Source organism: Schaalia odontolytica (assembly GCF_031191545.1).
Lineage (GTDB): Bacteria > Actinomycetota > Actinomycetes > Actinomycetales > Actinomycetaceae > Pauljensenia > Pauljensenia odontolytica.
The window spans coordinates 491,227-511,094 of record NZ_CP133472.1 but is presented as its reverse complement, the minus strand read 5'-3'; the positions used below and the strand labels follow the sequence as shown (position 1 = coordinate 511,094).

The following is a 19,868-nucleotide window of genomic DNA, read 5'->3' as shown; positions in this document are numbered from 1 at the left end:
GCGCCATGAGCCTGAGCGCTATGCAGATTCAGTCGATCGTCGACGCGACGAAGACGCCGACGCCGGAACAGGTGCGCGTGATCGAGGCCCCGCGTCGTCCCCTCCTCGTCGTCGCGGGTGCCGGGTCGGGTAAGACCGAGACCATGTCGATGCGCGTGCTGTGGCTCCTCGCCAATCACACGGACTTGAGCCCGTCGTCGATCCTGGGCCTGACCTTCACGCGCAAGGCGGCCGGCGAGCTGGGGGAGCGCCTGCGAGAGCGTATCCGCCTGCTGTCGCGTGAGATGCCTCAGCTGCGCGAGCGCCTCGACGAGGATCCTGTGTCCCTCACCTATAACTCATTTGCGGAGCGCATCGTGTCCGAACACGGGATGCGTATCGGCATCGACCCCGACTTCTCGATGCTCTCCGAGGCCGGAGCTTTGGACCTCATGCTGCAGATCGTCGAGGCATGGCCCACCGACCTCGACGAGGATCTCACGCCCCTGGGCGCAGTCGGCCAGATCCTGCACCTGGCCGGGGAGATCGCCGAGCACGGGTACGCGGTGGAGAGCGCCCGCGAGGCCCTCGTTGACTTTGGGCGCGAGCTCGAACAGGTGGGGGAGACGAACGACGACGCGCGGCGCCTGCTGCGCGCGAACCGTCGCCGCATCGCCTTCCTCGACCCGATTGAGGAATACCATAAGCGCAAGCGGGACATGGGTGTGCTGGATTTTTCCGACCAGCTCGTCCTGGCCACGCGCATCGTGCGCGAAGCGCCAGCGGTTCGTGAGTCTCTGCGCGAGGAGTTCCGCGCGGTCCTCCTCGACGAGTTCCAGGACACGTCCGTGATCCAGATGGACCTGCTGTCCATGCTGTTCGGCGACCACGCTGTCACCGCGGTGGGCGACCCGAATCAGGCGATTTACGGGTGGAGGGGGGCCTCGGCCTCGTCCCTGGAGTCCTTCCTGGATCGATTCCAGACGGGGGAAGCGCTGGAGAGCCAGACGCTCACCCTGTCCACGGCATGGCGCAACGACCAGGCGATCCTGGATGCGGCGAACCGCGTGGCCGCGCCGCTGCGCGATGTCGCCGCTTACCAGGAGGGCAAGCAGCGCCTTAAGGCCCAGTCGCCCGTCCTGGTCGCGCGAGACGGAGCTGGACCCGGGCATGTTGACGTCGCGTACGCCCCCGACTACGAGGCCGCGCTGGGGACCGTCGTCGACTTCGTTGGCAGTGTCCGCTCCCAGGCGGGCCCGGGCGGCAAACGCCGCACGGTCGCGGTGCTGTGCAGGCGACGCAAGGACTTTGCGTACGTGGACGCGGCCCTGCGCGACGCGGGAATCCCGACTGAGATTGTGGGGCTCGGCGGTTTGCTTGATCAACCCGCCGTGCAGGACGTGCGCGCCGCGCTGGAGCTGGCTTACGACGTCGAGGCCTCCCCGTGGTTGGCACGCCTGTTGGCCGGCGTCGACCTGGGGGCCACTGACCTGATGGCGCTGGGCGATTGGTCGCGTGTCCTTGCCCGCTCGGAGGGGACAAACCCGCACCAGGCGGTCCTTCTGGATGCGGTGGATTCTCCGCCGGAGCCGGGGTGGGCGGCCGAGGGACGGCCCGCGATTAGTGAGGAGGCGGTGCGCCGCGTGCGGCTGCTGGGCGAGCGACTGCGGCGGGTGCGCGAGGGCGTGGGGCGTTCGGTCACCGAGCAGGTCGAGCGGGCGATTCTCATCATGGGGACTCTGGATGATGTGATCGCCGATCCGCTGTCGATGGGTGGGCGCGCCGCGCTGGACGAGTTCATTGCGGTGACGGCGGCCTACGAGAAGGACACGCCGGGGGCCTCCCTCGGCTCGTTCCTGGCCTACCTGCGCATGGCCGACGAGCGCGAGGACGGGCTCGAGGCGCCCCTGGGGGAGCCTGACCCGCGCGCCGTGCAGATCATGACGGTCCACGCCTCCAAGGGGCTCGAGTGGGATTGCGTCGTCGTCTTCGGGTTGAGCGATGGAGTTTTCCCGTCGCACGACAAGCGCAAGACGGTGTCGTGGCTGGATGAGCCGCCGATCGCTACTGCCTGGTTGACGGATGCGAGCGCGTTGCCCCACCCGCTGCGCGGGGATCGCGCGGATCTGCCGCCTTTCTTGCTGGACGTGGAGGGGGAGTCCAAGCCCTCTGCCGCCTATTCGAAGTGGGTAAAGGGGAACTACGGGCGCGCGCTGGGTGAGCACGCGGAGCGCGAGGAGCGCCGCCTGGCGTACGTGGCGATGACGCGTGCTCGCAGTATCCAGCTCCTCGTGGGATCGTGGATCTATCGGACGGGTTCGACCTCGCGCCAGCCTTCCCGCTACCTCATGGAGGCGCGCGCACAGCTGTTCGGCGATGCGCCGGATCTGGTCGATGACTCGCTCGTGCGCGCGGGGGAGCACGGAGTGTGGGCGAGGGGAGATTGGCGCAGCCTGGGGGTGGAATCCGTGTCCGGGTCCGGGGTGTGCCTGATCGCGCCGGAGCCCGGCGACGAGGACATTGTCGAGCGCGAGGCCGGTGTGGCGTCGGTGTCGTTCCCGGAGGAGGCGGGACCCTCGCGTCAGAGGGTTGCGGCGGCTGCGCAGGCTGTCGAGGCGCGGATTCGTGACCTGGCGCAGGATCAGGACGTGTACGAGGCATTGGCGCAGTTGGGGGATAACCCTGCGGTGCGCGATACGGTCGCTCTCATCGAGGAGTATCACCTGTCCCGGGAGACGCCCGTCGTCGATCTGTGGGCGGAGCGTGTCCCCGCGACCTCGGTGTCGGCTCTCCTGCAGGACGCGGATGAGTTCGCGCGGGACATGCGTCGGCCGATGCCGACTCGCCCCAGCTCGTTCTCCGCGCTGGGCACGGTGTTTCACGCGTGGGTGGAGCGCGAGCTGCATCTAGCGGCGGCCGAACCGGCTGCCGAGACGACGGCTCCTGCTGGCGTCACTGCGGGGGAGGACAGCGCCCTGTCCGGGGGCGACGCGACGGCCGACGAAGCCCTGCTGACCGACGGTGAGCGCGAGCGCCTCGAGCGTCTGCGCGCCAGCTTCCGGGTCTTTGTCGCCCGCGAACTGGAGGACTATCGGGCCGTCGCGATCGAGGAGGCCTTCTCGGTTCAGGTGGGTGGCGTGTCCGTCCAAGGCCGTATCGACGCCGTGTTCGAGCGAGTGCGCGGCAATGGGAGCGGGCCGCGCTTCCTGGTCGTGGACTGGAAGAGCGGTCGTCCGGTGACGGATACGACCAAGCCGGACAAGGTGGCCTACTTCGTCACCCAGCTGCGCCTGTATAGGCGTGCCTGGGCGGCTCGAATGGGTGTGTCCGCGGATGAGGTCGGTGCGATGGTCGCCTTCCTTGCGGGCCCGTCGCACCACACGCTCGAGGGTCTTGAGTCGATGCTCGGCACGAGTGGAGCTGTCTCTCTGGACGATGCGCTGCGCGACGCGCTCACGTCATGAATCCCTGTTAAATCCGTTTTGCTGGCTGACAACCTGGTGGCAGTTTGACGAGAATGATTGAAACGCAAGTCGTTCACGCACCTGTGGGTCTTTACAGATTGGTCAGACTAAATGGCCGCGTGTGACGCTTGAGGAAACTTCGGTTGTGTGCCCAGCTCAGGGGCTGGTACAGTTGTCCTGTCAATTTCAATGACGAGAAACGGCACCCACGGGATCCTTACCCGCAACCGCGCTACAGAGAGGCAGCGCGACCACAGGAATCCCGGTGCCCCTGACAAGGAAGGAGCGCAGCGTGCGCCCCACTATCTCCAAGTTCCTCGCACTCGGTGCGACCGCCTCTGCCTTCGCGCTGCTCGCTGGTGCGTGCGGCTCGGGAAGCACCGCGTCCGGCGGTGGCTCTGGCTCCGACCAGGTCCACCAGATGTACACCTGGGTCTCCACCGATAACGATCGTGCCCAGTGGCAGTCCTTCGTCGATGCGGCCAAGGAGAAGGACCCCAACTTCACCCTGACCTTCGACGGCCCCGCCTTCAACGACTACTGGACCAAGGTCAAGACCCGCATGGTCGCCTCCGATGCGCCCTGCATCCTGACCACTCAGGCGGCCCGTGCTCAGGAGCTCTCCGGCCTGCTGGAGCCCCTTGACTCCTACATGGAAGCCGCCGGCATCAAGGCCTCCGACTACAACGCTGCGATGATGCAGGGCATGACGGTCGAGGGCAAGGTCCTGGCCCTGCCCTACGACGCGGAGCCTGACGTTTTGTACTACAACCGGGAGATGTTCGAAAAGGCTGGCCTGACGGCCCCCTCGACCTCCTACACGACCGAGCAGTTCCTCAAGGATGCGAAGGCTCTGACGGGTGACGGCAAGTACGGCATGGCCGTCAAGCCTCTGTTCCTGGGCAACGCGGCCGGTGACTTCGGCATCTCCTTCGGCGGCCAGGTCTCCAGTGATGGCAAGAACACCCTGACGGATCCCAAGTTCGTCGAGGGCGTCCAGTTTGCCTTTGACTTGGTGCACAAGGAGCAGGTCGCTGTGGCACCCAACGCCGCCGACAATGACGGCCCGGCTCAGACCGCCTTCACCTCCGGCACGGCCGCGATGATCGTGGACGGCCCGTGGATGTACGGTTCTTTCGAGAAGGAGCTCGGCGACAAGCTGGGCGTCGCGGTCATCCCGACACCCTCCGGCCAGCCCCGCGCGATCATCCAGGGTTCCGGCTTCGGCATCTCCAAGTCCTGCCCGGACAAGCAGGCTGCGTTCGACGTCCTCAAGGAACTGGTGACCCCCGAGGTCATCGGCACTGTTGCCGACAAGCAGGGCACCGTTCCCTCCGTTGCCTCCGCGATGGACAACTGGGCTGCCAACAAGCCCGAGGATAGCGCGGCCGCCGTGCAGGCCCTGCTTGACAACGGCACCCCGCTGGTGACGACCACGACGTGGAACCAGATCAACACGTCCTTCCAGCAGTACTCGCCTGAGGGCTTCCGTGGCACGAAGACCGCCCTTGAGATCCTCACCGATCTGCAGAACTCGGCTGGCTGAGGCTAGCTCACCATTGACGAGGCCGGGGCGATCGCTCGGTTCCCCGGCCTCGTTTAGTGGGTCCTGACCGTTAGCGCTAACGATGGCGTCAACGACCTGCCGAGGACCCGCTTTCTCACAAGACGGAAAGGTGTGCATAGCTCGTGAGCGTTGACACTGTCGTACCCGACCGCACGGCCGGTTCGGGGGAGGCCAAGGCCTCCAAGCGTGCGAAAAAAACCGCACGCGCCGAGGGGCGGTCGGGCGATGGCCTGCGCGCCCTCCTCTACCTGTCGCCCGGAATGACGGGCTTCCTTCTCTTCATCGTCCTGCCCCTGATCGCCTCGCTCGTGATCTCCTTCTTCGACTGGTCCCCCTTCGGCGGCGGCCGCTTCATCGGAGTTGAAAACTACCGACGCATGCTCAGCGGCGAGGATCCGGCGTTCTGGACGGTCATGCGCAACACGGTCGTGTTCGCCGCATGCTACACGGCCCTGAACCTGGTGATCTCGATCGGCCTGAGCTACTGGCTCCAGCGCGTTCCGGAGTGGCTCAGCCGCGTCCTGCGCGTCATCTTCTTCATCCCGGTCGTTACCCCGATGGTCGGAAACGCCCTCATCTGGAGGCTCATGCTCTCTGACCAAGGCGTCGTCAACTCCGCGCTCGGTGTCTTGGGGATCGAGCACATTCCCTTCCTCAACCATCCGGCGCTGGCAATGGGATCGCTGCTGGTGATGAGCCTGTGGCAGGGCCTGGGCTACAACATCGTCGTGCTGACAGCTGGCCTCAACGGCCTGAACACCTCGGTTCTCGAGGCCGCGACGATCGACGGCTGCAACGGCGTCCAGCGTTTCTTCAAGGTCGTCTTCCCGATGATTTCCCCGACCGTCTTTTTCTGCACGGTCATGACGGTCATCGGCGCCTTCAAGGTGTTCGCTCAGCCCTACTTCCTGACGCTGGGCGGCCCCGGCGAGGCGACCAACACCATCGTGCTGTCGCTCTACCGCAACGGTTTCTCTTTCGACAAGCTCGGTTACGCCTCCGCGATGGCGTGGGTGCTCTTCGTGATTGTCATGACGGTAACGGCCGTGCAGTTTGCCGGTCAGAAGAAGTGGGTGAACTACGATGCATAACAAGCGCATCTCCACGGTGATATCGGTCGTCCTGCTGGGGCTGATCGCCGTCGCGTTCCTCTTCCCCTTTGCGTGGATGGTTGCGACCTCCCTCAAGCCCACGACTGAGGTCTTCAGCTTGAGTCCGTCGGGTAGCCGGATCGCTTGGGACAACTACCCCTCGGCTCTCAACTCGATTCCCTTCGGTCGCGTCGTCCTCAACTCGTTCATCGTCTCCCTGTGCGGTGCGGGCCTCGTGGTCGTCGTGTCGGTGCTCTCCGCCTACGCGTTCGCGCGCCTGCGTTTCAAGGGACGCGATCACCTGTTCATGGTGTTCCTGGGAACGCTCGTTCTGCCGCAGGAGGTCCTCGTTATCCCCCTGTACATCGGCATGCAGCGCATGGGCCTGGTGAACTCCTACTTCGCGCTCATCGTGCCCTTCGCCTTCGGCGCCTTTGGTGCATTCCTGATCCGTCAGTTCCTCAAGTCCCTGCCCCTCGAGTTCGAAGAGGCGGCGCGCATTGACGGCTGCAGCGACTGGCAGATCCTCACGAAGATTCTGCTGCCACTCCTCAAGGCACCGATCACCGTCGTTGGTGTGTTTGCGTTCATCGACTACTGGTCCGCGTTCCTGTGGCCCCTCATCGTGGTCAACGATTCGACGCTGGCGACGATCCCCCTGGGCCTGCAGATGTTCTCGGGTGAGCGCGGCACTGACTGGGGCCCGCTGATGGCCGCGGTCACTATGACAACGATCCCGTCGATCCTGCTTGTCGTGTTCCTGCAGAAGCAGCTGGAAAAGGGCGTCACCCTGGGTGCCTTCGGAGGACGGTGATGAGCGTGAGTGAGCACAACGAGCTGACTGCCCACGCCGATCGCTGGAGCGCCCTGGCGCGCCCGACCCCGCAGTGGTTCGAGGACGCCCCCCTCGGTATCTTCGTCCACTGGGGCCCCTATTCGGTTCCCGCGTGGGCCGAGGATCACGGGGAACTGGGTGTCGAGGAGGACTGGGAGGCCTGGTTCACCCATAACTCCTACGCCGAGTGGTACTTCAACACGATTCGTATTCCGGGCTCACCGGCCGCGCTGCGGCACAAGGATCTGTACGGGTCGGCACCCTATGATGCCTTCCTGGACGCGTGGGATCCGGATGCGTGGGATCCGGCCGAGTGGATGCGACTCTTCCACCGCGCCGGTGCTGGGTACGCGGTGCTGACGACCAAACATCACGACGGTGTCACGCTGTGGGATGCCCCCGAGACGGGCACGCGCAACACGGTGCGCCGAGGACCGCGCACCGACCTTGTGGCCGGCTTCGCGGATGCCGCGCGCGACGAGGGCCTGCGGGTCGGCCTGTACTACTCGGGTGGCCTGGACTGGCACTACCGCCCCCATCGTCCCATCCTCTCCGAGGATGATTGCAAGGACCTGTGCCGCCCGAAGGACGCGGACTACGCGCGCTATTGCTTCGTGCACGTGCGCGACCTGATCGACCGCTACGCCCCCGACGTCATCTGGAATGACATCGAGTGGCCGGACGAGGGCAAGAACTTCGGCCCCTACGGCCTGGGTACGCTCTTCGAGTACTTCTACGCGGCGCGCCCCGAGGGCATCACGAACGACCGCTACGGCGGCGTTCACGCCGACTACCTGACGAGCGAATACCAGCACATGGGCGACTCCGAGACGAGCGGCAAGCCATGGGAAAACTGCCGAGGCGTCGGCTTGTCCTTCGGCTACAACCGCGCCGAGGGAGAGCATCAGTACCTCAGCGGCGCGGCCGCCGTCCGCCACCTGGTGGACGTGGTCTCGCGCGGCGGTCGCCTCCTGCTCAACGTCGGACCGCGCGCCGACGGCACGATCCCGCGCGAGCAGCGCGAGTGCCTGGAGGGCCTGGGCGTGTGGAACGACCTGTACGGCTCGGAGCTGCGCGGCGTGAGCCCGTTGTCCGCCGGTGAGGTGGGTGCGGTGAGCGCCTGTACGGGGGACTGCCAGGACGAGGCCTGGGTACGGCTCCTGGGCCACGGTGACCACATTGCCGTGGTGGCGGACGCGTTGGTCACGTCCGTGTCGGGCCTGCCACAGGGGTTTGACTATTCGCGTGCTGCCTGCTCGACGCGGGGAGCCCTATGTTCCTGGGATGGTCAGAGCCTGGTCATTGAAGCCGGGGACAATCCTCCGCGCGATGCTCGCGGTGAAGCGCTTCCGCTCGTCATCACCGTTCCTCGGGCGTGAGACGAGGTTGTCGGTGCGGGCATTGCCCGCACCGACAACATTTCAATGTGCCAACGCGAATACGCTCAACACATAACCGCTAGTACGAAGCAAAAAATGCGCTATTCATGCGTCGTATTCCTCATGGTTGCTTAGGTCGGGCGCTTGCAGGCAGCAATGCATATTCATCCTTAAAATCGAGTGCTTTACACATTCCCTGAAAGTGAGATTCGTCAACAAGATACATGAAATAGAAGACTTGGCGGATAAAGAGATCGATGGATTGACCCGAGTGCGTGCCAACAGTCGTGGGAAATCTGTTGTGTGAGCCCGTGTTTGTGACCGGTAATACGATATGCTGGCAAACTGTAATAATCTGGCTGACCTCAGCGGGGTCTACTCCGGCGTTATGTCCGTTTTTGCGTACGCGAGCAGCACCAGCGGTTATTCCGTCCTTGAAGTTTGTTGCGAGATGAGGAAACTCAAATGCCAAAAACTGCTCAAGAAGTCGTCGTGCAAGGTTTGGGTATAGTAGTTGTAGATCCATAATGGATTGCGTGGTTCCTCTGTTGGCAGTGCCAATTGCTCTGCCGAGCAGACCAAATGCGTGATGATAGGAGGAGAATACCTCCATCTTTGATCCGTCGCCGACGTGCCAATCCACAAGATAGGGGCGACGGACTCCGGAGGCGTGTTGAGAAGCGATTTCGTACGCGGAAGTGGGGCCAACTGGCTTGGCTTTCTCGGCAAGCGAGCAGAAGAGATATCTGAAAAAATCAAAATTGTGTGTTAATATAAATAGTTGTGATACGTCCGAAGTTTCTAAACTATTCTTGCGTGCGTTGAACTTGATCATCAGTTCTCGCATCATTGATGCAACTCCGTACTGGATGCGTTCGTCGAGGCTCGAAACCGGATCGTCGATCACGATGATTGGATGTCCGCCGTTCGCTGTGTAAACATCCACCATCTCGATGAAGTGCACGAAGGTGATTGCTGTTTGTTCTCCTTCGCTTAGTCGGATGGCGGGCTTACCGTTTCGGGTCACGCGATAATGGTCTCCATCAACCTCGAAGTGTAGTTCGTTGCGGCCGAGTAAGTCGGAAACTCGTTTGTTGAGGGAATGGGCAGAAGGGAGTGGGTCTCCACTGAAATTTCTGAGTTCACTCAGTTCGCCTTGAATTCGTCTCATTTCATTCTCGTGTGAAATCGCTTCAGAGTTGAGTTTGTCTCTATCTCTGGTGGCGCTTCGATAAGCCGTGCAGTGGCGGGCGCAGTAGTAGGAGCGAATTGTTGCTTCTGCGATTTCTTTTCGCTCTGCCTGTCTACTTGAGTTGTGGTTATAGGTGTTGATCCAGTCGATCAGAGATGTTGGATCAGGCATCTTTGTTGTCTGGAGCAGCTCTGAACTGGCTATCATGACGTTGTTCAGCTTGTTTTCAATGATCTGCTTTGCAGCTCGGATCCATGTTGTGTATGTAGCTAGTTCAGTAGTGTAGTTCTGCGAGAAGTTCCTTAGTTCGTCGCTATCGGAAAATTCGTCTGCCAGCCTGTCGATAGTCTCGGCTAACGTTTTGCCTACCTCTATCTCCTGTTCAAAGTCACTTCTGTGCTGTCGAAGCGTAGCCTGCAGTTCTTCGACTTCGTGAGAAAAGTGGGTACGAATGTCGATCATTCGGCTTGTGGATATACGAGCGCCGCAAAATATGCATTGTTCCGCGCCTTCGTGCAGTTGTATACCTTGTTGTACCCAGTTTGAGGCACCCGGATTGCTGTCGAGCGTGTCTAGTGTTGTGACGTTTGGGACCTTTTCTAAGAGCGCGTTGATTGTGTTGATGCGTTTTATCAGATTATCCCCGATAAAGACTGGCAGTGCCAGTTGTCGTTGTTCTCCTTCTGCGAGTGTCTTGAGGTGCTGTGACACCTCGTTCTCATCGAGGGATTCAAGACAATGAATTACCTCCTCATTTGTAGTTGCCCGCTCTTGTAGCATCTTGTCAATCTTGGCAATCTTGCTGGTGACATATTCTTGCAGATCCTGTTCTGCGCGCTTCTGATTGTACTTTCCCTTGGTGGCCCATCCCTTATAGCTTTTGAGAGTGTTGAATATGTCATTCTGAAAGTTTGATACCGTATCTTCTGCCATCGATTCAGAGTGTTCTCTGCGGCTACTAGTATCGGCTAGTTTTTTGGTTTCAATACTTAGTGCTTGCTCTAGTTCGGCGATTCGGCGTTCGCGGTCTACACGTTCCGTTCCGAGCGTGAGGATTGCAGACATTGTCGCATCGTCGACAGTTAGTGCATGAGCTTCCTTGACCATGTCTCGTGTGAATACGTGAACCTGCTCGAATACGGGATCGTCTAGATTGTTAGTTGTCCTCGAATATTGATCTTCATACCCCACTTCAAGGGAGACGTGTCCGAAGGTTCGTTCTGTTTCGGTCGGCCAATCATGAGCTAGCCCGTAAAACATGTTGGCTAGGGATGTTTTGCCGGATCCGTTTGGCCCGTAGATGAGATTTGTTCTCTGGAATTGCTTTGGAGCATTGCTTGATGTTGCTGTGTAGTCCCAGTTTCCAACATCGTGGAGGCTTTTTATTGACAAAATCTGTTCCGCTTTTTTCTTGCCCATCTAACTTCCGTTCGTTGGAGTCTGCCTCGGCGCAAACCTGTAGTTGACGTATCCTAAGCTACCAACTGTGTGCCCGATTGTCAGCAGTTTGACAGTTGTTTGTTCTAACGGAACTTTGGGCAGGGGGATGCTGTCATTTCTGATGCGGAGTCGTTGCGACAACGGTTGTCGCTGTGATGAGAGTCCTCAGGGCCGGTTGTCTTCCTCGTTGCTGTGGAGCGCGAGGCCGTTGTTGGCGGCGTGGGTGCGTGCGGTGTCGATGAGCTGGGTATCCTGCTGGACGTAGACCACCGGTCTCGGCCAGTGCTTTCCCGCGGAGGGCGTGCGCAAGTCGATAAGAGTGAAGGCACCGAGTTTGCCGAGAGGCGTTGATTTCCCGAGCCCGATCGTCTGATGCAAGCCCTCCGGCACGTTGACTCTGTCGGACAAGCTCCCGGTGGGTGTGGTGTGAAGCATGGTGTCGACAGTATCGGCCTCGATGCTCGTCAGTCGCGGGGGACTGAAGCCTTCGATGAGCTGATATTTGATCGCTGATTCGACGACGTAGTTCTTGCCAGTGCACGCGGGGAGGTTGCGGTCTTCGTTGCTCGACGAACACGCTCCAGCGAGCGAGGTGGCGTGCCCTATGGCGCAGCCGATCCGAAGGCCACTACAGACACGTGCGGACGTGACATGACTCCTTTATCGATGTTGACGGTTGATGCGCTCTGGAATGCATACCACTAGTGGGTGCCATCATGGGAAACGAGCAGGCTCCCCGCGCTTACATGAGCAGTTGCGCCGTCGCGATGATCGTCGTGACGATGACGTGTGTCCCGTAGACTGCTCGCGCGACGCGCTCTGCGCGCAGGACGAGCGGAACCCACCGGCGCTGAGCGAGCGTAATGATGATGATGAGAATGAGAAGGATGATGCCGACAGTGCGCTGCATCTGTGATTGCGTACTCACAGCTATTTGGAGAGCCCCAAGGCCTACGTCGGCGAGGATTGAGGGTACGAGGTGTCTCAGGATCGCGGTGTTTGCGGCGTGGCGATACGTCCACAGTGTGACCGCGTCGCCGATCAGGAGGAACGCGAGCATGGTGCCCGTCGACTCCTTCGCTGACGGAGCCAGGACGAAGAGTGAGGCAGCGACCGACGCCAGCCCGGGTGCAGCGTGCTCGTGGGACGGGGGCAGAGTGACGCTGCAGGTGGGAGAGCGCCCGCGCGATGCTCGCGGGGAAGCGCTTCCGCTTGTCTTCACCGCTCCTCGGGCGTGAGACGAGGTTGTCGGTGCGGGCCTGAGGCTCGCGCCGACAGTTTTCTTAGTAGGAGCGGCACCGCCGCTTCGAGGAGCATTTGGGCAGCTTGTGCCATAGCTGAGGACACGGTTCTTAGTAGGGTGATGTTGCATGGAGAACCGTGCAAAGAGACGGAAATGGCAGGGGTCCACTGTACGATGGAGCTATCGATAGGTGCATGGGAGGAGGAACACTATGAGCGAGCGTATTGCCGTCAGTCAGCCAGTGCTGTCGTGGGCCCTCAAGCGCTCTGAGCGTACCTTTGAAGAGGCACTTATGAGGTTTCCGAAACTTAGGGACTGGATGGAAGGAAGCGGCCAGCCGACTCTTCGCGATCTCGAAAAGTTTGCTGCTTACACCCACACGTCCCTCGGTGCACTCATCATGCCTGAACCACCCGATGAGACACTGCCTATCGCCGACATGCGTACTCGTGAGAGTGCCGCCATTGAGCGTCCATCAGGAAATCTGCTCGACACGATCGACCGTTATCAACAGTTCCAGGACTGGTATCACGATTATGCGAGCGAGCAGGGGGCAGAGAAACTTCAGTTCTTGGGTTCCGCGAGCTCACAGGATAAGCCACACGTGGTTGCTCGGAGTGTACGTGAGCTCTTGCTTCTTGACCAGATAACGGCGACCACCCCGGACCAATGGCGACGTGACATTGTCAAGGCACTCGAGGATGTGGGTGTCCTTGTGATGATGAGCGGGATCGTTGGAACCAACACTCATCGGTCCTTGTCTACGGATGAGTTCCGTGGCTTTAGCCTCTACGACGATCTTGCACCCTTGATTTTCGTGAATGTCGCCGGTGAGCCCTACACTGCACAGAACTTCACCCTGGTGCACGAGTTTGCACACCTGCTGCTCGGCCACAGCGCACTGTCCGGCGGCGACCGCGAGCTCGGCGGAACTGATGAGGAGGCATGGTGCAATCGGGTCGCTGCGTTTGTATTGCTGCCTGATGAGGTGATGAAGGCTTTCGGTTCGGCGCGAACTGTGCAGGCCTACCGTAACGTTGCGCGTCGCTTTGGCGTATCCGCCGAGGTTGCGCTCCACAGGCTGCACGGTGCTCGCCGGATCGACGAGGAACGTTACGTCGAGCTTTTGGATGCGGTACGTGCTGACTATGGTGGTGAGAAGCGCGGTAGCGGTGGTGGTAACTTTTACAACACCCTCACTGCACGTCTTGGCCGACCGCTCGCGACCGCGATCATCACCTCCACCCTGGAGGGGCGTACGGGCTTCACCGAGAGTTTCCGTTTGATCGGTACCCACAAACGGGAAGTATTCGACAAACTCGCGAGACATCTCCAGGTGGCGTGAGCGATGTACGTCCTCGACACAAACGTTTTCATTGACGCGGCAAACACCTACTATGCGTTTGACCTGACGCCTGGTTACTGGGACTTCATTGCGGGATTATTCAACTCGCAGCGCGCTGTGAGTATCACGCATGTCTACAAAGAACTTGTTCGTGAGGATGACGAGGATTCGTTGAAGGTTTGGGCTAGGAGAAACAGGAAACAATTCGTTGATCCAGACGCTCTTGTGATGGCCTCGTATCGGCAAGTGATGGAGTGGGCCCGGGGACAAAGCTACAAACCGAGTGCGATCAATGAATTTCAGAGCGTTGCGGACTCGTGGATTGTCGCGCACGCTTTGGCTTATGGACGGGTGGTCGTCACGCGCGAAAAACCTGCACCAGGATCTAAGAAGCGGATCAAGATTCCCGATGCTTGCGACGGGTTGAACGTGGAGTACCTGGATCCATTCACAATGCTGCGCGACGAGAAGATGAGTCTCGTTCTGTAGTGGCTCCGGTTTGTGGCGGGGATTGGACTACTCGCACTCCACGTTTCCTACGCCGGGCGCGGCGTGCTCGTGGGATGGCGAGAGATCGACCTTGCAGGTGGGGGAGTGCCCACCGAGCGATGCTCGCGGGGAAGCGCTTCCGCTTGTCTTCACCGCTCCTCGGGCGTGAGACGAGGTTGTCGGTGCGGGCATTGCCCGCACCGACAACCTTTTGTGGCAGAGGTGGGCTTGCGCGACCGAGGACTGTGCGGGCATAGCGGCTTCTGTCAGCCCCGTGAGGCTGTAGTAAAGGAGAAGATGCCCCGTGTGAGGGCAGTTAGCGGTGACGGTTTAGGTGCTTGACGGGGCGTCGATAGAGGGGTGGAAGCGAACGAGTCGCTTCCACCCCTCATGACTTGCGCGGGATGTTGAGGAACCGCGCGAAGCTGCTCACTGACCCAGCAGCGTGCCCAACACGTAGTCACGCGCGATGTGCGCGTACTCGAGCGGAGGGGCGATCTTCGGATCCTGCTCGGCCTCAACCAGGATCCAGCCCTTGTAGCCGTGCTCAACGAGGAAGGCGTAGGGCTCGGTGAAATCGATGGTGCCGTCGCCGGGGACCGTGAACATGCCGGCGAGGAAAGAATCGAGGAAGGAACGCTTGGCCTCGCGTGACTCTTCCATCTTGGCGGGGCGCACATCCTTGAAGTGCACGTGCTTGATGCGGTCGATCGCGCCGCGCAGCAGGCCCATGACGTCGCCGTCGCCGACGAACGCGTGGCCCGTGTCGAACAGGAGGGAGACCTTGTCCGGATCCGTCAGCTCGAGCATACGCAGCGTCTCGTCCTTGGTCTGGATGACGGTGCCCAGGTGGTGGTGGTAGACCAAATCGAGGCCGTACTCGTGGGCGATTTCGCCGAGCTTGTTCAGGCCAGCGGCGAGAACCGGCCATTCCTCTTCCTTGAGGACGGGCTTGTTCTCGAAGATACAGATGTCGCGGATTCCCTGCACGGAGCCGGTCTGCTCGGAGACCACGACGCGTGAGGCACCCAGGAACTGCAGGTATTCGCAGGTGGCGCGGAAGTCCGGGATGACGGCCTCGACGCCGTCGCGGACGATGAAGGAGGAGAACCACTGGGCGACGATCTTCAGGCCGGCAGCCTCAGCCTTTTCCTTCGTCTCTTCTTTCGAGGGATACCAGCCGGCGACCTCGGTGCCTGCGAAACCAGCCTCGGCTAGGTCATCGAACATGATGTCGATGGTGTTCCATTCGCCGACCTCAGGAATGTCGTCGTTACGCCACGCAATCGGGTGCATGCCCCATGTGATGCCGTTCGGGTCGAAGATCGCGGTTGCGGGATCGTAGACGTGAGTCATTGCAGCTCTCCTATGAGTCGCGGTTGTCAACATCGGCGAGAAGTGCCGGTGTCGCCATTCTACTCGATCCTGTCTAATTGTCCAGACAAAGAATCTGCCTTGGGAGATTTCCCAGCCCCCGGTGTGAGGCGTGAACACACGCGCATGCGCCGACCTGTGAAACCCGCCTGACATGCTGTTTTGGCATCCCCGTCAGATGGCGTAGTGCTTCGACAATGACCATCCACGCGCGAGAATCCCGGTGGGACGCCTTGCGTCCCACCGGGACAATTCAGGCTCATCTCAGGCCAGCGACACGGGCTTGCCGGTCTGCGCCGACTCCGTCGCGGCCTCGGCCAAGCGCAGAGCCTCAATCGCATCGTCAATGGACGGCGTGGGCTTGGTGCCCGCGACGACCGCGTCGATGAACTCGGTCAGCTCAATGCGGTAGGCGTCCGCGTAGCGCTGCAGGAAGAAGTCCAGGTAAGGCTCGGCCGCATCTGTGACCTCGCCGTTGGACAGACGCACGGTCGTGGCGCGGATGTTGTCCGCGTTGAGCGTCCCCGTCGAACCCTGGGCCTCAAGGCGCTGGTCGTAGCCAGCCGAGCACTTGCGGTTGTTGACGATGGTCGCGACAACGCCGGCAGCGTTCTTCAGGGTGACGACGGCGGCGTCGAAGTCGCCGGCTTCCTTGATCTCCTCGTTGAAGTTCTGGCCGAAGGCGTGAACCTCGACGATGTCGCCCAGGAAGAAGCGAGCCATGTCGAAGTCGTGGATGGTCATGTCGCGGAAGATGCCGCCGGAAACCTTCACGTACTCAGCCGGGGGAGCGGCGGGGTCGCGCGAGATGATGAGCAGGTTCTCCAGCTCGCCGATTGTGCCCTTTTCGAGCTGGGTGTGGACCGCGGCGAAGGAAGGGTCGAATCGACGGTTGAAGCCGAACATGACCGGCACGGACACGGCGCTCAGCTCGTCGCGGGCGGCCTCGACGTCCTCCATGTCCAGGGCGATCGGCTTCTCGCACAGCACGGCCTTGCCTGCCTTGGCGGCGGCGAGCAGGTGGGGGATGTGCAGCGGAGTGGGGGAGCCGATGACAACGGCGTCGACACTCTCATCAGCGAAGACGGAGTCCACGTCTGTCGTGTGGCGGGCACCGTATGTGGCCGCGAGTTTCTCGGCGGCGTCACCGAAAGGGTCCGCAACGAGGGCGAGGGTGGCACCTGGGTGGGCGGCGATGGTCTTGGCGTGGACGTGGCCGATGCGGCCGGCACCGATGACGGCAATGTTGAGCATCTTTGCTTCTTTCTGGTGAGGAGTGGGTTGTTGGAGGGCAGAGAAACCGTGACCGTTGGTGGCCCCACACCTCAGATGTGGGGCCACCGAGTGGATCATGGAGCGGGCATAATGACGTCGCGCACCAGGGTGTCGAGGTCGGCGTCTGCCTGCAGGAAGCCACGCAGGGTCTTCACGGTGGCGCCGAAGGTGTCGAACTCCTCCGGGGTCATGCCGTCGGGCTCGTAGGCGCGGACGAACTCGGGGATCGAGAGCAGCGTCTTCATGATGTCCTCGCGCACCGGGATATCCATGCGCTCTTCCATCTTGTAGTCCGACTCGTTGATGAGCTTGGCCCACTTGAACGGCGGGGAGACGACGACGTCGCCACCGACGAACTCGGACCAGTGCATGACGTTGCGGAATGCAGCGGAGAGCATGCGTGCGCGCAGGCCGCGCTCGCGGAACTCCTGGTAGGCGCGCTTGAAGGCGGCAACGCCACACCACTCGAGGTGACCCGGATCCAGGAACATCTTGTCGCGCGCGGCGACCTCTTTGATCCAGTCGTCGAGGCGGCCCACCATGAGGGTGACGACCGGGCCCATCTGGGAGGTGTCCTTGCCCTCGGCCTCGCGGCGCTTCAGGCCACGCTCGATGGCCTCGCCGGTGGTGACGGCCTGCGCGACGGAGAAGGACACCGTCACGTTAATGGAGACGCCACGGTAGGTGGCCTCTTCGATCGCCTCAACGCCCACCGAGGTGGCGGGGATCTTCACGATGATGTTCTTGGCGAGGTTGTGGAACTCCTCGGCCTGGTCGGCCAGGGCCTTGGCGGAGCGGGCCAGGCGGGGGTCCGTCTGCATGGACAGGCGGCCGTTGCGCCCCTTCTCGGCCTCGAAGATGGGTTCGAGGAGCTTGGCGGCCTCGAGGGACAGCTCGCGCACGACCTGCCAGCCGATCTCGGACTCGGTGGCGTCAGGCATCTCCTTGGCGAGTTCAGCGATGCGTGGCAGCCAGACGTCGCGACGCTGGTTGATGCAGGTGTAGGCGATGGTGGGGTTGCAGGTCGCGCCGACGCCGCCGAAGGAGATGGACTGTGCCAGCTCGCCCGGATCCGAGGAATCGTTCCACAGGGCGGTGGGGGTGTTGCGCGCGGCGTCCAGAAGGGGGCCGGGGGTGTACTCGATGGACATGGCGGGAAGCACTCCTTTGTGATTGCTTTTCAACTTTCTCCGTCGGGAATGAGTCTACGGCCAGCGCTTCTACCTGTCAACAGTTTGTTAGGACAAAGTGTCAATGCTTCGTCACTGAGCGAAAAGGCTGGCCTCGAAGGAGTATCGTGACGCGCGGTAGATGTGGGCGCCATACTCGACGATGCGTCCCGAGGGGTCGTAGGTCGTGCGCTGCGTTGTCAGCAGTGCCGCGCCGCGATGCTCGGATAGTAGCTTGGCTTCCTTGGTGGTAGCGCTGCGTGCGCCGATTACCTGACGGGCCGAGGCCAGGGTGACCCCGCGCTCGCGCATGAGGTCGTAGAGGGAGCCGGACTCGAGTTCTTGCATGGTCGGCGCGATGTCCGTGGGGATGTAGTTCGTCAGCACGGCGATCGGCTCATCGTTGGCGAAGCGGGTGCGTTCGATGTGGACAATGAGGGTGCCCTCGGTGATCTTCAGGGCATCTGCCTCCTGCGCTGTCGCCGGGCGGGCTTCGTAACGCTGGATGGTTGTATGAACCTTGTGGCCCGCATCGACGAGGTCGCGCATGAGCGAGGTGAGTTCCATGGGGCGGTGGACGTGGCGCGGGGACACAATCGTGCCGACGCCGCGGCGGCGCGTCAGGAGGCCTCGATCGACCAGACGTTGCAGGGCCTGTCTCGCGGTGGGGCGGGAAACGTGCAGTCGCGCCGCCATGGACAGCTCGTCCTCCAGGCGGGTGTCCGCCGGTAGTGCGCCAGAGTTGATGAGCTCTGCGATGGGCTCCGAAATCTGGAAGTACAGGGGTACGGGGGAGGAACGGTCCAGCGTAATGTCCGGAACGTAGGGAGCGTTCTCTGTGGTGAGCGATGCTTTTGACATGTCAAACCTTCGTGTGTGAGCGACGGCTGCGCTAAATATTTAGGGTTACATAGTATCAGCGTCGATCTAGCGCAGGAGAGTGACGCGCTGGTATATATTGTATGGACAAAGTTTGACGATTGCCTGTCGATAGTGCATCCTTGGAACGAAACGTTTACGGGCCACCCCAATGGAGAGGAAGGTGCCACCATGTCCCTTGAGCGCCGCTATGTCGACATTCTGACAATGGGTCGTTCCGGCATCGATGTTTTTCCTCTCCAAATCGGCGCCCATCTCGAGGATGTCGAGACCTTCGGAAAGTTCCTCGGCGGAAGCCCGACGAACGTCGCGGTCGCCGCCGCGCGCCTCGGGCATCGCTCCGGCGTCATCACCGGCGTGGGGGACGACCCCTTCGGTCGTTTCGTCACCCGGGAGCTGGAACGCCTCGGCGTCTCCTCCGACCACGTCGTCACCGTGCGCGACTTCCACACCCCCGTGACCTTTGCCGAGCTGTTCCCTCCGGACTCCTTCCCTCTCTACTTCTACCGTGAACCCAGCGCCCCGGACCTGGAGCTGGGGGAGGACCAGGTGGATTGGGACGCCGTCGAGCGCGCCGGAATCTTCTGGTTCACCGTGACCGGCCTGTCGCGCGACTCCTCCTTCGGCCTGCACCTGCGCGCCCTCGATCATCGGGATCGCTCCAGCGGCGTGACGATTCTCGACCTGGATTACCGCTCCAACCTGTGGAGCGGCATGGCCCAGGCACGTTCGCGCGTCGCAGCTGTCCTGTCCCGCGTGGACGTCGCCGTTGGTAACCGCGAGGAGTGTGAGATGGCGGTCGGCGTCTCCGATCCCGAAGGAGCGGCCGACGCACTCCTCGAACGCGGCATCAATCTCGCGATCGTCAAGCAGGGACCCAAGGGCACCCTCGCCAAGACCGCCGACGAGCGCGTGTGGGTCGAGGCCTGGGATGTCGATGTCGTGAACGGCCTGGGCGCGGGCGATGCCTTCGGAGGGGCGCTCATCCACGGCCTCGTCGAAGGGTGGGACCTGGAGCGTACCATCCGCTACGCCTCGGCCGCGGGAGCCTACGTGTGCTCGCACATCGAATGCTCAACCGCGATGCCCACCCAAGAACAGCTGAATACCTTCGTCGAAACGGGGGTCCTCCCGTAGCTAACCCGCC

15 protein-coding genes are annotated in these 19,868 nt (G+C 61.7%); 8 read left to right on the top strand and 7 right to left on the bottom strand.

What is annotated here, in order from left to right:
- Window positions 1-5: 5 nt before the first annotated feature.
- The 5 genes from RDV55_RS02200 (at window position 6) to RDV55_RS02180 (ending at window position 8,315) form a co-directional block, all read left to right on the top strand.
- The gene (locus RDV55_RS02200) at window positions 6-3,443 is read left to right on the top strand and encodes an ATP-dependent DNA helicase (RefSeq protein ID WP_111823112.1); all 3,438 of its coding nucleotides are present in this window, start codon (window positions 6-8) and stop codon (window positions 3,441-3,443) included.
- A gap of 292 nt (window positions 3,444-3,735) precedes the next feature.
- Complete coding sequence (locus RDV55_RS02195; protein ID WP_245907603.1) at window positions 3,736-4,989, top strand: ABC transporter substrate-binding protein; 1,254 nt, start codon at window positions 3,736-3,738, stop codon at window positions 4,987-4,989.
- A 143-nt stretch (window positions 4,990-5,132) separates the two neighbouring features.
- Window positions 5,133-6,101: a carbohydrate ABC transporter permease gene (locus RDV55_RS02190; RefSeq protein ID WP_111822743.1), complete on the top strand. Its 969-nt coding sequence runs from the start codon at window positions 5,133-5,135 to the stop codon at window positions 6,099-6,101.
- Window positions 6,094-6,915 carry a carbohydrate ABC transporter permease gene (locus RDV55_RS02185; RefSeq protein WP_111822744.1) on the top strand — a complete coding sequence of 274 codons (822 nt, stop codon included), beginning with the start codon at window positions 6,094-6,096 and terminating at the stop codon, window positions 6,913-6,915. Before RDV55_RS02190 ends, RDV55_RS02185 begins: the two co-directional genes overlap by 8 nt.
- Window positions 6,915-8,315 (top strand): alpha-L-fucosidase, encoded by a 1,401-nt coding sequence (locus RDV55_RS02180; protein WP_111822745.1) that lies wholly within the window; start codon window positions 6,915-6,917, stop codon window positions 8,313-8,315. Before RDV55_RS02185 ends, RDV55_RS02180 begins: the two co-directional genes overlap by 1 nt.
- Window positions 8,316-8,436: 121 nt before the next feature.
- Here the strand turns inward: RDV55_RS02180 and RDV55_RS02175 are convergent, their stop codons facing one another.
- The 3 genes from RDV55_RS02175 to RDV55_RS02165 form a co-directional block, all read right to left on the bottom strand.
- Entirely contained in the window at window positions 8,437-10,926 is a 2,490-nt protein-coding gene (locus RDV55_RS02175; RefSeq protein WP_111822746.1) for an AAA family ATPase, read from the bottom strand.
- A 186-nt stretch (window positions 10,927-11,112) separates the two neighbouring features.
- Window positions 11,113-11,382 (bottom strand): hypothetical protein, encoded by a 270-nt coding sequence (locus RDV55_RS02170; RefSeq protein WP_111822747.1) that lies wholly within the window; start codon window positions 11,380-11,382, stop codon window positions 11,113-11,115.
- 307 nt (window positions 11,383-11,689) lie between these two features.
- Entirely contained in the window at window positions 11,690-12,169 is a 480-nt protein-coding gene (locus tag RDV55_RS02165) for a hypothetical protein (RefSeq protein WP_165835819.1), read from the bottom strand.
- A gap of 232 nt (window positions 12,170-12,401) precedes the next feature.
- Between RDV55_RS02165 and RDV55_RS02160 the strand changes: the two genes are divergently transcribed.
- Both RDV55_RS02160 and RDV55_RS02155 read left to right on the top strand, forming a co-directional pair.
- Entirely contained in the window at window positions 12,402-13,535 is a 1,134-nt protein-coding gene (locus RDV55_RS02160; protein WP_111822750.1) for an ImmA/IrrE family metallo-endopeptidase, read from the top strand.
- 3 nt (window positions 13,536-13,538) lie between these two features.
- Entirely contained in the window at window positions 13,539-14,024 is a 486-nt protein-coding gene (locus tag RDV55_RS02155; RefSeq protein WP_111822751.1) for a DUF4411 family protein, read from the top strand.
- A gap of 429 nt (window positions 14,025-14,453) precedes the next feature.
- Here the strand turns inward: RDV55_RS02155 and iolE are convergent, their stop codons facing one another.
- The 4 genes from iolE to RDV55_RS02135 all read right to left on the bottom strand — a co-directional run bounded on the left by iolE (window position 14,454) and on the right by RDV55_RS02135 (window position 18,703).
- The gene (iolE, locus tag RDV55_RS02150; RefSeq protein ID WP_111822752.1) at window positions 14,454-15,380 is read right to left on the bottom strand and encodes a myo-inosose-2 dehydratase; all 927 of its coding nucleotides are present in this window, start codon (window positions 15,378-15,380) and stop codon (window positions 14,454-14,456) included.
- 282 nt (window positions 15,381-15,662) lie between these two features.
- Window positions 15,663-16,652: an inositol 2-dehydrogenase gene (gene iolG, locus RDV55_RS02145; protein WP_111822753.1), complete on the bottom strand. Its 990-nt coding sequence runs from the start codon at window positions 16,650-16,652 to the stop codon at window positions 15,663-15,665.
- A 95-nt stretch (window positions 16,653-16,747) separates the two neighbouring features.
- A complete protein-coding gene (locus RDV55_RS02140) occupies window positions 16,748-17,824 on the bottom strand; it encodes a transaldolase family protein (protein ID WP_111822754.1) in 1,077 nt (358 codons plus the stop codon).
- A 111-nt stretch (window positions 17,825-17,935) separates the two neighbouring features.
- Window positions 17,936-18,703 carry a GntR family transcriptional regulator gene (locus RDV55_RS02135; RefSeq protein WP_111822755.1) on the bottom strand — a complete coding sequence of 256 codons (768 nt, stop codon included), beginning with the start codon at window positions 18,701-18,703 and terminating at the stop codon, window positions 17,936-17,938.
- A 189-nt stretch (window positions 18,704-18,892) separates the two neighbouring features.
- Here RDV55_RS02135 and iolC point away from each other — a divergent pair, with 189 nt between their 5' ends.
- Entirely contained in the window at window positions 18,893-19,858 is a 966-nt protein-coding gene (iolC, locus tag RDV55_RS02130; protein WP_111822756.1) for a 5-dehydro-2-deoxygluconokinase, read from the top strand.
- The last annotated feature ends 10 nt before the right edge of the window (window positions 19,859-19,868 follow it).